The 16,107-nt window shown below is 33.9% G+C and carries 14 protein-coding genes; 4 read left to right on the forward strand and 10 right to left on the reverse strand.

Annotated features, from left to right (window positions below):
• Window positions 1-5: 5 nt before the first annotated feature.
• A complete protein-coding gene (gene pcsA / locus ACFIKQ_RS05505) occupies window positions 6-818 on the reverse strand; it encodes a phosphatidylcholine synthase (RefSeq protein WP_375636099.1) in 813 nt (270 codons plus the stop codon).
• Between the two features lie 182 nt (window positions 819-1,000).
• Between pcsA and ACFIKQ_RS05510 the strand changes: the two genes are divergently transcribed.
• The 4 genes from ACFIKQ_RS05510 to sodC all read left to right on the forward strand — a co-directional run bounded on the left by ACFIKQ_RS05510 (window position 1,001) and on the right by sodC (window position 4,191).
• The gene (locus tag ACFIKQ_RS05510; protein ID WP_375656113.1) at window positions 1,001-2,227 is read left to right on the forward strand and encodes a UbiH/UbiF family hydroxylase; all 1,227 of its coding nucleotides are present in this window, start codon (window positions 1,001-1,003) and stop codon (window positions 2,225-2,227) included.
• A 544-nt stretch (window positions 2,228-2,771) separates the two neighbouring features.
• Entirely contained in the window at window positions 2,772-3,116 is a 345-nt protein-coding gene (locus ACFIKQ_RS05515; RefSeq protein WP_015856389.1) for a hypothetical protein, read from the forward strand.
• On the forward strand, window positions 3,094-3,450 hold the full coding sequence (locus tag ACFIKQ_RS05520; protein WP_375653116.1) for a hypothetical protein: 357 nt from the start codon (window positions 3,094-3,096) through the stop codon (window positions 3,448-3,450). The genes ACFIKQ_RS05515 and ACFIKQ_RS05520 overlap by 23 nt, the downstream gene beginning before the upstream one ends.
• Window positions 3,451-3,663: 213 nt before the next feature.
• Window positions 3,664-4,191, forward strand: coding sequence for a superoxide dismutase [Cu-Zn] SodC (sodC, locus tag ACFIKQ_RS05525; RefSeq protein WP_375656114.1), 528 nt, complete (start codon window positions 3,664-3,666; stop codon window positions 4,189-4,191).
• A gap of 572 nt (window positions 4,192-4,763) precedes the next feature.
• On the opposite strand, the gene ACFIKQ_RS05530 is transcribed toward sodC, so the two are convergent.
• The 9 genes from ACFIKQ_RS05530 to sufB form a co-directional block, all read right to left on the reverse strand.
• Entirely contained in the window at window positions 4,764-5,720 is a 957-nt protein-coding gene (locus ACFIKQ_RS05530) for a COG2958 family protein (protein ID WP_375644831.1), read from the reverse strand.
• 444 nt (window positions 5,721-6,164) lie between these two features.
• Complete coding sequence (locus ACFIKQ_RS05535) at window positions 6,165-8,915, reverse strand: DEAD/DEAH box helicase (RefSeq protein WP_375644832.1); 2,751 nt, start codon at window positions 8,913-8,915, stop codon at window positions 6,165-6,167.
• 21 nt (window positions 8,916-8,936) lie between these two features.
• A complete protein-coding gene (locus ACFIKQ_RS05540; RefSeq protein ID WP_375656115.1) occupies window positions 8,937-10,379 on the reverse strand; it encodes a site-specific DNA-methyltransferase in 1,443 nt (480 codons plus the stop codon).
• 6 nt (window positions 10,380-10,385) lie between these two features.
• Window positions 10,386-10,577 (reverse strand): hypothetical protein, encoded by a 192-nt coding sequence (locus ACFIKQ_RS05545; RefSeq protein WP_375644834.1) that lies wholly within the window; start codon window positions 10,575-10,577, stop codon window positions 10,386-10,388.
• Window positions 10,578-10,660: 83 nt separating this feature from the next.
• Complete coding sequence (locus ACFIKQ_RS05550; RefSeq protein WP_375644835.1) at window positions 10,661-11,062, reverse strand: SUF system Fe-S cluster assembly protein; 402 nt, start codon at window positions 11,060-11,062, stop codon at window positions 10,661-10,663.
• Window positions 11,062-12,300: a cysteine desulfurase gene (locus ACFIKQ_RS05555; RefSeq protein ID WP_375644836.1), complete on the reverse strand. Its 1,239-nt coding sequence runs from the start codon at window positions 12,298-12,300 to the stop codon at window positions 11,062-11,064. The genes ACFIKQ_RS05550 and ACFIKQ_RS05555 overlap by 1 nt, the downstream gene beginning before the upstream one ends.
• Window positions 12,301-12,310: 10 nt before the next feature.
• Entirely contained in the window at window positions 12,311-13,573 is a 1,263-nt protein-coding gene (gene sufD / locus ACFIKQ_RS05560; RefSeq protein WP_375644837.1) for a Fe-S cluster assembly protein SufD, read from the reverse strand.
• Window positions 13,574-13,584: 11 nt separating this feature from the next.
• Window positions 13,585-14,340: a Fe-S cluster assembly ATPase SufC gene (gene sufC / locus ACFIKQ_RS05565; protein WP_375636107.1), complete on the reverse strand. Its 756-nt coding sequence runs from the start codon at window positions 14,338-14,340 to the stop codon at window positions 13,585-13,587.
• 159 nt (window positions 14,341-14,499) lie between these two features.
• Window positions 14,500-16,011, reverse strand: coding sequence for a Fe-S cluster assembly protein SufB (gene sufB, locus ACFIKQ_RS05570; RefSeq protein ID WP_015856379.1), 1,512 nt, complete (start codon window positions 16,009-16,011; stop codon window positions 14,500-14,502).
• Between the last annotated feature and the right edge of the window lie 96 nt (window positions 16,012-16,107).

The raw sequence follows: 16,107 nt of genomic DNA on the forward strand, positions 1-16,107 counted from the left end.
ACTATTTATTGTTTTTTTATATTTTTTGCCCCAAGTTGAGGAAATATTTGCATGATTGCGCCAATACAATATATATAAAATCCTGTTACTGAAATTCCTATTTTAACCCAAGAGGGAGCCTCTAGTTGATAAAAGAATGCAGAAACACCAAAAAAACACCATAAGAGAAAAATTGGAAAATTAACTCTGCGTAAACGAAGGACTCTTACTGGATGGATAAAATAAATTGGCAAAAAAGATATAATCGCCGATAAAACAATAATGATAAAAGTAATCCACTCTCCCGGTCTTACGACAAAAAGCGTAAAAATCATCATATTCCAAACAACAGGAAATCCTTTAAAAAAGTTTTCTTTGGTTTTCATGCTAGTATCTGCATAATAAATAGCAGATGAAATAACAATAATTGCACTCAATGAAAACGATAACCCTACCCCCATAAAACCACTTTGATAGAGTGCAAAAGCAGGAATTAAGACATAAGTCACGTAATCAATAATATTATCTAACAGCTCTCCAGACCATGTTGGAAGAACGTATTTAACATCAAGTTTGCGTGCAATTGGTCCATCTATACCATCGACGAGAAGTGCAAGCCCAAGCCAACAGAACATAGCTGTCCATTCTTTTTGAGAGGCTGATATAAGAGAAAGAAACGCTAAAAATGATCCCGAAGCTGTTAGTAAATGAACAGAAAAAGCCTTTGCTTGTGGCATTGTTACTTTTTTATGGCGTAATAATTTAGCATTTGTTTTGATTTTCTTTGTTAGTTTACGTTTCAAGGTTTTCTTATCCTCGTTTTTAAAGTCTTCAACCATCTATTAATACGCCATTTTTTACCGATGATATAACCCAGCATTTAAAAAAATCATAAAAAGGTTACTTTTTTATATCGCATTATTTATTACATACTATAATAGAAGAGCTTCATATAATAAAAAGAGAGTGATCATTTGGAAATGTTAAAATATTTTCTCAATGGATAAAGGTTCAAATCGTTGTGATATTTGAAAAGAAAGAGCATAAAGATATTGCTGTTATTGGTGCAGGTCCTGTGGGAATGTTGTCCGCACTGAGTCTTGCACATGAGGGGTTTTCTGTTTTTCTTGTCGGCCCCCCTGCTCATACAGATGAGTTACGGACAACTGCTCTTATGATGCCTGCAATACGCATGCTTCAAAAACTCAATATTTGGAATAATATTCAAAAATATGCTGCTTCTTTATCCTATATGAGAATTGTAGATATAACTTCTAGAATTGTGCATGCTCCTACGGTGCATTTTTCTTCTGCTGAAATTGGTGAAAAAGCTTTTGGCTATAATATACCTAATGTAAAATTGAACAGTGCTTTAGTCGATGCTGTTGCACATACGCCCAATATTACAAGATTTGTTTCGGCAGCCAAATCTTTTCATCACACAAAAAACCATGTATGTATTACTCTTGCTGATCATAGAGTCATTCAAGCACCACTTGTTGTTGCTGCTGATGGACGTCACTCTCTTACACGTGCCGCAGCAGGAATAAGTGTCAAACAGTGGAATTATCCACAAAAAGCACTTGTTCTCAACTTTTCTCATGAGTTTTCTCATCAAAATACATCAACCGAATTTCATACAGAACATGGTCCATTTACACAGGTTCCTTTACCAGGGCGAAGATCTAGTCTTGTATGGGTTGTTCATCCTTCTCGTGCTGAGGAATTGTTGAATATAGAACCAAAAGAAATTGCAAAAATGATCGAAAACCAAATGCAATCAATGCTTGGAAAGCTAAGCTTAGAAACATCAATTCAAGCATGGCCGCTTTCAGGACTTCTTTCTCATCATTTTGCTGCTAATCGAACAATTTTAGTGGGTGAAGCCGCTCATGTTTTATCCCCTATTGGGGCACAGGGATTGAATTTAGGATTCCGTGATGTCCAAACTTTGATTGATATTTTACTCAATAAAATGTCCAATTCTAACTCTGAAATGATTGTTGCGCATTATAACAAATGCCGCAAACCAGATATATTAATCCGAAGTGGAGCTGTTCATACACTTAACTCTGCTCTACTTTCTCATATGTTGCCTATTCATATCATACGAAGCGTTGGGCTTGGTTTGTTACATAGTTTTTCACCATTACGTAATTTATTTATGCGCGAAGGAATGTATCCCAGTTGTGGATTCAAGGAAATTATGCAAATATTTCCAACAAAATCATCTAAACAGCTCTACTGAGCAATAATGGATAATAACGTAAAATAAACAAATAATAATAAGTGAATAAGGTATCAATAACCACAGAAAAATTATTTATATTTGAGATTTTGTAATAAAACATGTAAAATTAGTAGTACTATACATCATTTTTTATTAAAAATTATTATATATATTTAGCATACTAATATAAAATAAGAAAAAAATAATTATAATAAATATATTTCTTATATATTTGTATATAATATCAAAATTACAGATAAAAAACTAATAAGCATAATAATTAAGTTAATTATAGACTACAAATGGAATTGTAAAGATATCTTGCTAAATCATGTCTGTTAAATTTTACACTATAAAGCAAATGAAAAATAATACCATTTTGAAATAGTTATTTTATAACATTAATTTTAATAAGAAAATAAATAATAAAAAACATTTTTATTTAATCAATAGAGTTTCAAAATTTTTTATCATTAAGTATATTATTAAAAATAAAATCATCTTGGGAACTTGTTAGTAACACAGAGGTTAATGAAGTGTTGTTTCAACAAATGGTGACAAGATGAAACTAAATAAATTTTTGAAATTAAGTATTTTTTTTATAATGATTGTATGTGTCTCGTTGACAGTCACTACTTCAATCAGTGAGGTTTTTCATCTTCCTTATTGTCAAGCCTTTACCTATAGCTCTACTCAAAATGTCACTAAAATAGGTCAGAACTCATTTACTGCTTCACAAGTTAAAAATTGTCTTATGCAAAATGGTTTTGAGAATATTAAACGATTGCGTTTAGATGACAAAGGCATCTGGCGTGCTTTAGTAAAATTTAAAAAGTCCCATTTTTTCGTATCCGTTGACTATTCAGGAACAGTTAGCATTCAAAATGAAAGAAAAAAATATGATTGATTTTAAAACTTACAGCAACGTTTTTGTTCATAGCTGTAAGGAAAAAAAATTAAAAAAGTGCTGCCATTCTATTAAAGAATTTGCTTTCATTGGCGGTTTAAATGGTAGCATATCAGGAGCTATCGCAGCAACTCTTGCAACTTATGGTTATATTGCTCTTCCAGGATTTGGTCCAGTTATCGCAATGGGTATAGGAGTAGCACTTTCTGCCGGAATGATAATAGGAACACTGATAGGATCAGGAATGGGAGGAAGTGTCGGTATATGCTGTATTTTATGGGAAATTTATATGAATCATAATAATTCTTTCTCTTATAAATTTCATAATGAATAAAAATTTTTCGTCATTTTTTCTATGAAAAATAATTAAGTCATCAACAAATTATATGTTCTGTTTTTGATGAAATAATTATCGTGTTATAAATGAAATAATATTTCTATGTAAATTATTTTTCTTAAATTTCAATTTAATACAATCATATATATTTAATAATATAGATTATTTTTATAGATAAAATTTATTTAAATATAAGTATAAAGGAATTTTATGAAAAAAATATTATTATCATTATTGGTTTTTATGGCATTTTTAATTCATAAAAATTCTGCATTAGCACTATCAACACAAGTAAATATTTATAAATTAGAATATAATAATTCCAAAAAGGCTATTGGTAGCATTAAAATTGAAGAAAACACATACGGTTTGATTTTCATCCCTAATTTATCTACTTTATCAGAAGGGATGCATGGTTTTCATATACATGTAAATCCTTCATGTGATACAAAAGATGGCATAATTGGTGGAAGCGCAGGTGGACATTATGATCCGGAACATACCGGAAAACATTTAGGACCTTATAATGTCAATGGTCATCTTGGTGATTTACCAGCACTTTATGTTGATAAGCAAGGGTATGCTATGATGAGCGTTCTTGCTCCACGATTAAAAAAAATCTCTGAAATTAAAGGGCACTCTTTAGTCATTCATTTAGGAGCAGATAATCAATCAGACAAACCATTACCGCTTGGCGGAGGTGGTGCGCGTTTGGCGTGCGGTATTATTGAAAAATAAAGAGAATATTGTGGCAAACTGTGTGAATATTTTATAAGAGTAAAGTTTTTTTTGAATGTTTAATTTGGATAACAAAAAACTTAATAATAATAAAAACGAAAAACAATGAAAATTAAAGAAATAGTAGTGTATATTCTCCGTAAGAAGACTTCAATATGAGGAAGTAATATTTTCAATATTTGATGTAAACAAAGCAAGAAAATTGAATTTCACTTTCTAAAATATCAAATTTGTAATAAATTATAATTATTAAGTCTAGTATCTAATGGAATTACGCCTCACGTACAAAATAGAACGGGTCTAAAACAGAATTTTTACTCTTCCCCTACTCAAGCCCACTCATGAGATGCACGCAAACAATTTTGATTGATACAATATCAATATAAGGTGGTTTTAAAAGATTGAATGCTAGGATATTTACCCCCCTCATTTAAGTTTAAAACAAATGAATAATTATCATTATAAATCAATATATTATATCAATATAATAAGTCAAATAAAATAGTTAGAGTAATTTTTTATCACTCTGAAAAAAAGGCTTTTAAACAATAGAGTCTTTTTTAAAATACCTCTCATGGATACATATGATCCCAGTCTAGTGGACGCATCTCGCCAGTTTGATAAAATTGACGAATGAGCTTAATATAATCAAGAAAGTCTTTGTTTTCCTCCACTAGTCTATTAGCAGTATCCCAGTCAATATCACTACGTTCTTTGGCAGGAATTAAAATCTCACTCTCGGAAGAGTTTTCCTTATTAAGTCTTATAAATCCAACTCCATGCAAACTTGAAAGCATTCGAAGCTCTTTTAATGTATCAACTCCTTCAATTTCACTAGCAACTAAATAACTCAAATTAGCCCATGACGAATTACTAACTGTTTGAAAAAATGCTTTTCGTAAATTTGAACGATTGATGAGAATTTTTACTTCAAAAGACCAAAGCTTCGTTTTTTTATCAAAATATTGCAAAACACAATCTTTGATTTCACGATTCCATTCACTGCTTAAATCTTGCATTCCTACGAGATCTGGATAAAGCCATTTATTTCCGCCTGCACCATGTTTATTACGAGAACATTTCTCATTAATGCGCTTGCTGTAAACTGCAAGCTCTGACCATAAAAATTTAGATAATAACGGATAAAGATCATGCTCTTTAACAGAGCCATCTTCTGTTCTACTCTTTGCATTGTCCTCTGCTGCATCAATGTCCTCTACTGCATCAATTTCAGCACTATCTGTTTGTTTAGTAAAATAATATTGCCGTGGTCGTCCTTCAGTGGTTTTAATTTCTGAATAACGTTTTTGTAACTGAGGGCGTCCTGCTCCTATTTCAGCAACAATTTGCTGAATAAGAGCTGCATCACTATTAAGGGGAGTAATTATTGCCGTTGAATGCTTTTGTTTTTGACGGCATTTTTCTGGGTAATTTTCAAATATCCATTGAGCAATTTCTCGAGCTGTAAATTTTTTTGTCGGGTTTTTCTTTAAAAAATTAAAAACAGTGTTTGTTAAATTCAAAGTCATATGAAAAACTCCCCCCTTTTATCCTCTGGGTATTTCATTATATTCAGTTTTTTTAAATGAAAGAACAATAAACTATTTAAGTTTTTTAAAAAAAGCATATTTATAAAATTACCCAATGAAATTAAAATATTTTTTTTAATTTGTGACTATAAACTCAAAGATCTTTTCACATAAGGAAAGTAAGATTGTACTTTTATCAAAAATTGTAAATGTGCTAAAAATCCCCATAAAAAATCATAATCTTGTGTAACTTTTCTATACATTTTTCCTTTTATTTTAATGTTGTTAGAAAAAAATATTAATTTTATGATTTAAGAACCCATTAATACTTTTAAATTAATGATGCGATAGTGCAAAAAATTAAAAATAATTATTCAAACATTTGATTGAACCTCACATCTGTCAATTAAAAAACTTATGTGTTTTATTTTTGACGCAAATAAGTTATGAGCTCTCAAGTATAGATTCTGCAATGGTAAACTCTGCACACAAACCTTCAAAACTACTATTTGCTTTAATAGCATCATGGGGAATAAGAATATAATACCATTTTTTACCGCCAGAAGTAGCCGCATAGCGCGTTGCATGACAACACCATTGAACTGCAGCTTCTCTCTTTTTTAACACAATAGGATTTTGCATTTCAGAGGTTTTTTTAGGCTCACAAAGATATTTGGCATCCTTCGTTTCTACAACAAAGTCCGGTTCATAGATTGATCCTTTATCATATTCTATCTTGAAAAAACCTCGAGCGGGTTTCATCCATTTCAATACTTGTACATCATCCTCTAATATTTGAGCAAATCGTAATTCCCCTTCTACTGAATCAAACTTTTGTAAAGGATAACAACATTTTCTAAAGCCGCTGAATACAAGTTTTTTAATATCGCTTTTAATGGCAGGAATATTACGAAAATCAAGAGGAGACGTCCCTTGCGGCAACACATAATGGATAGGTGTTAAAGTTGTAAAACCTCGTGTCACTTTAACCTCATAATCTTTTTGTGTTTCCCATTGATGTTCTCTTAATTGCGCAACAATAAAATTAGTAAGCTTATTCTGATAGTGAATTAATACGTTTTCAACAGCTGTATCATTGGGTAAATAAGATCGGAAATGTTCTACCATCTGACCAGCTAATTTTCGTAATAAGAGCGTATGGCTATCATAATCGATAAAATCATTATCAATTAAACCACGAATGATGTAGTTTTCAAGATAAGGCTCTTTGACATATTCATTCTTAGAAGTGAGAAAAATACTTTTATGGGTACGCAATTCTCGAATTAAAAGTTCTTTACTAACAGGTTGCAAATTTAAGCTTTCTAGATTTTTCAAATCGAAATCAGAAAAACCATAAGTCACGTCACGCGAAGGTATGAATACAATATTAGGAATATCTATCATCAATTCTGCTAATTGTTTTGTCAAAATTGTAACCACTTTTGATACAAGAGACTTTTGTGATGAAGGCTTAATATTCATAACTTTATTAGCAATTTTTTCTTGTATCGGTGCAGAATAAAGCATTTGAGAACTTGGCAATTTATCATTCTCTTTGATAAGATCCCACGCGATCGCTGCAATTTCTTGCTCTTCAGGCGTTAATGTAGGGGAATCTGTATTACGTAATATGATACCTTGTAAATCAGATGCTCCATTTATATCGGAATTACGTGTTACCATCGTTTGCATCAATAAAGCTTCTACTTGACATGGAACTGTCACTATATCTGTCTTTTCAGAGGGGATATCCCCTCCTGTTCCAATCTCAATATGCTTTTTTATAATTGAGTTTGGATCGTTTGCACGATCAATAATATCTTGAAAACGATCATGCGCAATAATTGTTAAACGATCAATAGCTTCCATGCCTGTTCTATACCCATAAGGCAAACGCAATCCACGCCCAATTGTTTGCTCTGTTAAAATTTCTGAAGCCGATGCACGCAACGGTACAATAGTATAGAGATTAGTAACATCCCACCCCTCCTTTAATTTATTAACGTGAATAACAATTTCCGTTGGCTCATGAGGATCCTCAATAGCAATAATTTTTTGAATATTTTGATCTTCTTCTATATTTGACTGTTTTGTATGAATCTCTAAAACTTTTCCCTTATAAGCCCCTGCAAAAAATTCATCTGATTCCAATAAATTCCGTAGTTTTTGTGCATGATTTGTATCTTGAGCAACAACTAAAATAAAAGGCTTAACGAACTTTTTGTTATAATCTTTTGCATAGACAATTAAATCTGCTTTCACATTTTCATGGGCATGAATTGCATCTTGTAATTTGATATGTTCTAATTGCTCAGATGTATGATTTTGAGCTTGAAAATCTTTACGTGTAGCAACAGCAGGTTCTTTTACAAAACCATCCCTCATCGCCTCTGCAAGTGAATAACTATAGACAACATTTTTAAAATCTACGGGTTTTGCACCTATTGTTTTTGGTGTCGCTGTAAGCTCTATTCCTAAAACAGGTTTTAACTCATTAATTGCCGCTGCACCAGCAGAAGCACGATAACGATGTGCTTCATCCATTAACAAAACTAAATCAGGAAGATTTGCGAGATAATCAAAATAACTTTCGCCAATTGTCTCTTGTAAGCGTTTAATCCTCGGCATACTAGATTTTAGTGCGCCTTTTTTATTATCTGTTGTATTAATTTTAGAAATATTAAAAATATTGATAAAAGCCGTATCTCTATTCTCAAACAAACGCTTTTGTCCTTGAAAATAGTGTTCATCAGCGCGAATACCTTTACCACTTTCATAATCTTCACCTGTAATAATAACGGGTCTATTGGCAATAAATTCACTCATTCCACTGAAAACATACTTCGGACTTTGGGGACTAAAATCCTGTTTTAACTTTTCATAAATAGTCAAATTTGGCGCTAAAACAAAAAAATGGCGACTGCGACCTGTTAAATAAAGATAGCTGATAAAAGCACCCATAAGTCGCGTTTTCCCACCCCCCGTTGCTAAGGCAAAACAAAAAGAGGGAAAGTTTCGTTCAAAATCTTGTACAGAAGGATAAAGATTTTTTATCACTTCTAACTCTGCAACCAAATCAGCATTTTTAGAAAGCTCTATATTTTCTAAGATTTTTACCAAAATATTTAAAGATTCACGTTGAGGATCACGTAACGATAAGCGAGCAGAAATCCTTTTTTCAATAGTGTTCATGAAAAACTCCGCTTTTATATACTATTCAAATAAATCTAATTCTGCTTGCACAATATCTTTATTTTTGTTGTTTTCTTTTACCACAATCACTGGTTCAAGATTGGCTACATTTAAACTGTAATCGTCCCTTCCCCATTCGCATTTTTCTAATACTGCACGGGGGATTTTAGTGAGTGTCAGATTTTCAAAGGATGCTGATTTTGTATCAAAGGCTGTACCACAAATCAGCAACGTGCGATGAGAGCCTACCTCTTCACTCATTATACGGAGTTGTTCATGGGTCATAGCGCTTGTTGTGACATAAATATAATCTGTTTCGGTTGAATACCCTTGCATCCAATAATGATTTTCATCAGGTGCGTAGGTAAATCCCATATGTTTGCACATTGCTTCTGAAAGCATCGCAGCATTATATTCGCGACTAATAATCCATTGTCCCCATGGATCTTTTTGTAACAGAGAAGGTGCAAGGCGATAATAGCGAAATCCACCGCCACCTTGCCAATTGACACTTTTGGAAATTCCCCCTTGATCAGTTCCATCAATGACTTGTTTTAAACGAGGGATAATGTGGGTGTGACAATGCTCACCAAGTTCAATCATAATCCACTTTCTTCCCATTTTATGGGCAACAGCACCGGTTGTGCCAGAACCAGCAAAAGAATCCAGTACAAGATCACCGGGATTAGTGGCAAGTTGAATAATGCGTTCCATTAAACGCTCAGGTTTAGGAGTTGTAAAGACACTATCAGAATTGAAGACTTTGGCTTCTTTTTTTGCATCTTGATTATGGCCAACTTCCTGATAAGGCCAAATGGTCATTGAAACCATACCATTTTTTACCTCTGATAAAAAACGCTTCATAGAAGGAACATTACTTCCTGTTGGACCAAACCAAACACGATTATCTTTCAATAATTCAAAGAATTTTTTTTCATTCATAGCCCAACTTCTACCATTAGGGGGCATCACCTTGCGTCCAGAAGGTGTGATGATTTCATAAATGTCCTTAAGCGTCACTCTTTTTACGGATAGATCTCCAGATTTCCAAGGACCGCGAGGATCATTATCAGGTTTTTTATAGCGCGCATCCATATCGCTTGAACGAGGAAGCAATTGAGGGCGCCAAACAGTTTTATCTTTAGCATAAACCATTACAAAATCATGGTTGTCTGAAAGCCACTTTGCATCATTTTGTGGAGCATATTTTTTTTGCCAAATGATATTGTTTATAAAATTTTTTCGACCAAAAATTTCATCCATTAACACTTTAAGGTAAGCTTGCTCGTCATCATCAATTGATATCCAGATACTTCCATCATCTGCCAGTAAATGATGTAACAATTCTAGCCTGTCTCTCATAAGGCTTAGCCATAGGGAATGCTCTAAACCATCTTCATAATGTTCAAAGGCATTGCCTGTATTATAAGGTGGATCGATATAGATGCATTTTACCTTCCCCATATATTCTTATTCAAGCGCTTTGAGTGCGAGCAAATTGTCACCAAAAATAAGTTTATTATCAAAAATATCTTGGGATGATATTTGATGCGAAGCGTGATAAGATTTTTCAAGATCTTCTAATAAGATACGAGGCTCTAGTTTTGGGCGTTTTTCTTTTCCAATCCAGTTAAGTTCTAATTTTTGTTTATTATAACTCATGCGATTGTCCTTAAATTTAAACGCTTGTGAAAAGTAAACAGCTTATTCATGAATGGCTAAATTAGAGTCTCTTAACAATATTTTTAGTACCATCCGACAGCAATTTGAGCTTCTTCTGACATACAATCAGGTGTCCATGGTGGATCAAAAGTCATAATGACTTCAACATACGAAACCCCTTCAACTGCACTGACTGCATTTTCTACCCACCCCGGCATTTCACCAGCAACAGGACATCCCGGTGCTGTAAGAGTCATTTCAATTTTTACTGAACGATCATCTTCAATATCAATACGATAAATCAGTCCTAGCTCATAAATATCAGCAGGAATCTCTGGGTCATAAACTGTTTTGAGAGCAGCAATAATATCATTCGTCATACGATCAATTTCATCTGCTGGAATCGCTGATACATAAGACTTTTTATTTTCGCTTACAGTTTCAACAGATTCTGTAGAATGACGCTCTTCAATTGATTCAGCCATTAAAAAAATGTCCTTGTTTCTTTCAATGCTTCTACTAATTGATCTACATCTTCTTGAGTGTTATACATGGCTAACGATGCCCGACAAATAGATGTTAGACCAAAGCGCTGTAATAAAGGCTGTGCACAATGGGTTCCCGCGCGTATTGCAACTCCTTTTCTATCAATAAACATAGCGATATCATGGGCGTGAATCCCTTCAATTGTAAATGATATAATAGCTCCTTTATTGGGAGAATGACCATAAATACGCAATGACTCAACAGTTTTAAGTTTTTCCTGCGCATAAGCTAAAAGGGACCTCTCATGGGCATGAATCGTGCTACGACCTTTCTCTTGTATATAATCAATAGCCGCAGTTAATCCAATAGCTTCAACAATAGGAGGAGTGCCTGCTTCAAAACGGTAAGGAGGAGCATTATAAAAAACCTTATCGGTTGTTACCTCCTCGATCATTTCCCCTCCTCCTTGAAAAGGACGCATTTCTTCTAATCTATCTTCCTTACCATACAAAACACCAATACCAGTGGGACCATAAAGCTTATGACCTGTAAAGACATACCAATCACAATCGAGATCTTGCACATCAACGGTTAAATGTACTGCTCCTTGAGAACCATCAACAAGAACAGGAATAGAATTTTGATGTGCTAGCTTAATAATCTCTTTAACAGGAGGCACAGTTCCTAATATATTGGACATATGCGTTATAGCAACAAGCCGCGTTTTTTTGCTTAAAGCCTTTTGGAAATCTTCAATGTGCAGAACACCATTTTCATCGACAGGAACAAAAATAAGTCTAACACCTTTTTGTTCACGGAGAAAATGCCAAGGAATAATATTTGAATGATGTTCCATGATCGTTAGAACAATCTCATCACCTTCTTTGAGTTTGGGCATAGCCCAACCATAAGCAACGGTATTAATAGCTTCTGTTGCATTTTTCGTAAAAACAATTTCTTCAGCTTTTTGAGCATTTAGAAAAACACGAACGGTTTCACGAGAATTTTCATATGATTGTGTTGCTATGTTGGCTAAAAAATACATTCCCCTATGCACATTAGCATAACTATAGTGATAATAATTATTCATTGCATTGAGTACTGACATTGGTTTTTGGGCAGAAGCACTACTATCAAGATATGCTAATCGCTTTCCATAAACTTGATGGTGCAAAAGAGGAAAATCACGCCGAATTTCTTCGACATTATAAGTAAATGTTTTTACGTTATTTTCCATTTTTTCTACCTTAAACATTTTTTTCAAGCCATTTACTAATGATATTCTCCAAAGCAATTTGAATATTATCTTGCTTGATCTCATCAATGAGCTCAGAGATAAATCCTTTAATCAAAAGTGCACGAGCCGTTTTAAATGGGATACCACGCGCCATAAGATAAAAAAGATAATCATGATTAATATTAGCAACTGTTGCACCATGACCGCATGCAACATCATCAGCAAAAATCTCCAGTTCAGGCTTTGCATTAAATTCTGCATCATCTGAAAGAATAAGGCTATTACAAGCCATGCGTGCATCTGTTTTTTGCGCTTTTTGAGACACACGTATTATTCCTTGGAAAACACCAACAGCCTTATCTGTGACCACATTGCGTATAATTTCGGTTGATGTTGATTTTTCTTCCACGTGACGAACAGTCATTGTAAGATCACTATGTGTTTGTCCTGATAATAAATTTATAACGCGTAATTGAAAATCAGATTCTTCTCCCTGTAATTCAATATCGACTTCTTGGCGATTTAATTGGCTCCCTATATTAATGACATAAAGTGATAACTTCGCTCTTTGATCAAGAACAGCACAAAATCGACCAAATTGTGTAGAATTAAAATCACGATTGCGAATGAGAATCCACGTAACATCGCTATCAGCAGCAACATTTAATGAAAATATTGAACTGATAAAGGTATCTTTATCATTGCCAATCTGATGTTCAATAAACATAACTTGACTATTTTTATCAATTTTTATATCCGAAAAAATATGAGACTGTCCCCCCATTTGTATATTTTGTAATTCAATGGGTATATTTAACTTTGTATTTTCAGGGATGTGAAAAAGCCAACCATCTGTAACAAAAGCTGTATTTAACTGTCCAATAAAATCCTCATCAGAAATGTTTTGATTTATCTGTACAGAATTATCTTCTAATGCGTCTGAAAGGCGTTTTACTGTAATATTATCTACCTTTGACTCTATCGATGTTTTTCCATTGTTTATGGAGAAAACAGCACTTTCTGAAAGCAAAGAATCAACCAATTGATTGTTTTGAACTTTTGAAAAATTGCTAATAGACTTCAGTAAGGTACGCAGATTGGTATAATGCCAGCTTTCGATTTTACGGGAAGGAAGCCGTGTTGTTTGAAACTGCTCAATAGTTTTCTTGCGGATTTCCTGTACAGCTTTATCACCAGGTAAGTCGTTTACATACTGATTGAAATTACTGAGTATATTTTCTTCAACTGCTAACAAGTTTTGCTGTGTATTCATATTCAATAACCTCAAACCGCTTCCCTGATAAGATCAGCATACCCATTTTGCTCTAAATAAAGCGCTAAGGATTTATCTCCGCTTTTGATAATTTGTCCTTTATAAAGAACATGTACCGTGTCAGGAATAATATAATTAAGCAGCCGTTGATAATGGGTAATCACCAAAAATGAACGTTTTGAATCCCGAAGTTTATTAACACCATCTGCAACAATTTTTAATGCATCAATATCTAAACCAGAATCCGTTTCATCTAAAATGCAAAGTCTAGGTTCAAGAAGTGCCATTTGTAAAATTTCAGCGCGTTTTTTTTCTCCACCTGAAAAACCTACATTTAATGGACGCTTTAGCATATCCATATCTATTTCAAGTTTGGCTGAAACTTCTTTAACACATTTTATAAATTCAGGAATTTTAAGCTCTTTGTCACCACGCGCTTTGCGTTGAGAATTCATCGCAACTTTTAAAAATTCCATCGTTGCTACCCCTGGTATTTCCATTGGATATTGAAATGCAAGAAAAACACCATATGTAGCACGTTCTGCTGGATCCATTTCTAAAAGCGATTTTCCATTATAGAGAATATCTCCTTCTGTTATTTCATAATCATCACGACCAGCAAGCAAATAAGACAAAGTTGATTTTCCGGCTCCATTTTGTCCCATGATAGCGGCAACTTCTCCATCTTGAACTGTCAAGTTTAAACCACGAATAACTTCTGTATCGGTCCCAGCAATACGGGCGTGCAATTTTTTTATCTCTAACATAATTTAATCCTGTTTTGGCTGTTTTTCAGATACCAATGCGTATTATTTTGCCTTAGCATCCATCTACTTTTGTAATTACCATAGAGGTCATTTTTAGCATTATTTGCTACTGTTACAGCCCTTTTACATCAAGTCTTCTATTTATCTAATTACAATAAATTATCCAACACTACCTTCAAGGCTGATACCAATAAGCTTTTGTGCTTCGACAGCAAATTCCATGGGAAGTTTTTGAATGACCTCTTTTACAAAACCATTTACAATTAATGCGATAGCTTCTTCTTCGGGAATTCCTCTCTGCATAACATAAAAAAGTTGGTCATCAGAAATTTTTGATGTTGTGGCTTCATGTTCAAACTGAGCTGTTGCATTTTTTGCTTCAATATAAGGAACTGTATGCGCACCACAATCATTTCCGATTAACAAACTATCACATTGCGTAAAATTACGCGCATTTTGTGCTTTTCGATGTGCTGTAACTTGTCCTCGATAAGTGTTATTTGAAAAACCTGCAGAAATGCCCTTGGAAATAATACGACTGGATGTATTTTTTCCCAAATGAATCATTTTTGTACCGGAATCAATTTGTTGATGACCGTTTGCAACAGCAATAGAATAAAATTCTCCACGCGCATTATCACCACGGAGTAAGCAGGATGGATATTTCCAAGTAATCGCAGAACCAGTCTCAACTTGTGTCCATGAGATTTTAGAGCTATCACCTCGACAATCTCCACGCTTCGTCACAAAATTATAAATACCGCCCTTTCCATCTTTATCGCCAGGATACCAGTTTTGTACTGTAGAATATTTAATCTCTGCATTTTTAAGGGCAATAAGTTCAACGACAGCCGCATGAAGTTGGTTTTCATCACGTTGGGGTGCTGTACACCCTTCAAGATAAGAAACATAGGAATCTTCAGCGGCGATAATCAATGTTCGTTCAAATTGGCCAGTGTTGCGTTCATTAATCCTAAAATAAGTTGAAAGCTCCATAGGACAACGAACCCCTTTGGGAATATAAACAAATGAACCATCTGTGAAGACAGCTGCATTTAAGGCCGCATAATAATTATCACTTATAGGTACAACTGTTCCTAAATATTCCTTAATAAGCTCAGAATGTTCAATAATCGCCTCTGAAATAGAACAAAAAATCACACCAGCACGTGCCAGCTCTTTTTTGAATGTTGTTACAACAGAAACAGAATCAAAGACTGCATCAACAGCCACCTGCCCCGATACAGACATACTGTCATCGAAAGTAGAGGGATCAGACTGTTTTCTTACTCCTGCCAAAATCTCTTGTTCTTTAAGGGGAATGCCAAGTTTTTCGTACGTTGCTAATAACTCAGGATCCACTTCATCCAAAGATTTTGGTCCTGTATGATTTTTTGGAGCAGCATAATAATAAAGCTCCTGAAAATCAATTTTAGGATATTCAAGACGCGCCCAATGAGGCTCTTGCATTGTCAGCCAACGTCGGTAAGCTTTTAAGCGCCATGTTAGCATCCATTCAGGCTCATGTTTTTTAGCAGAAATAAATTTGATAATATCTTCATTTAAGCCTTTTGGAGCTTTATCTGTTTCAATATTGGTTTCAAATCCATATTTATATTGGTCAACATCTATTTCACGTACTTGGCGTATTGTTTCTTGTACTGCCGGCATCAATTTTCTCCATTTTTTGGCGTCAAAAACCGGTAACTATTGGCGTCAAAAACCGGTAACTAAAAGTCTTGTTTTTTTACAAGATTAAAGTAGCAA

Source organism: Bartonella sp. MR63HLJHH (genome assembly GCF_042194155.1).
Taxonomy (GTDB): Bacteria; Pseudomonadota; Alphaproteobacteria; order Rhizobiales; family Rhizobiaceae; genus Bartonella; species Bartonella grahamii.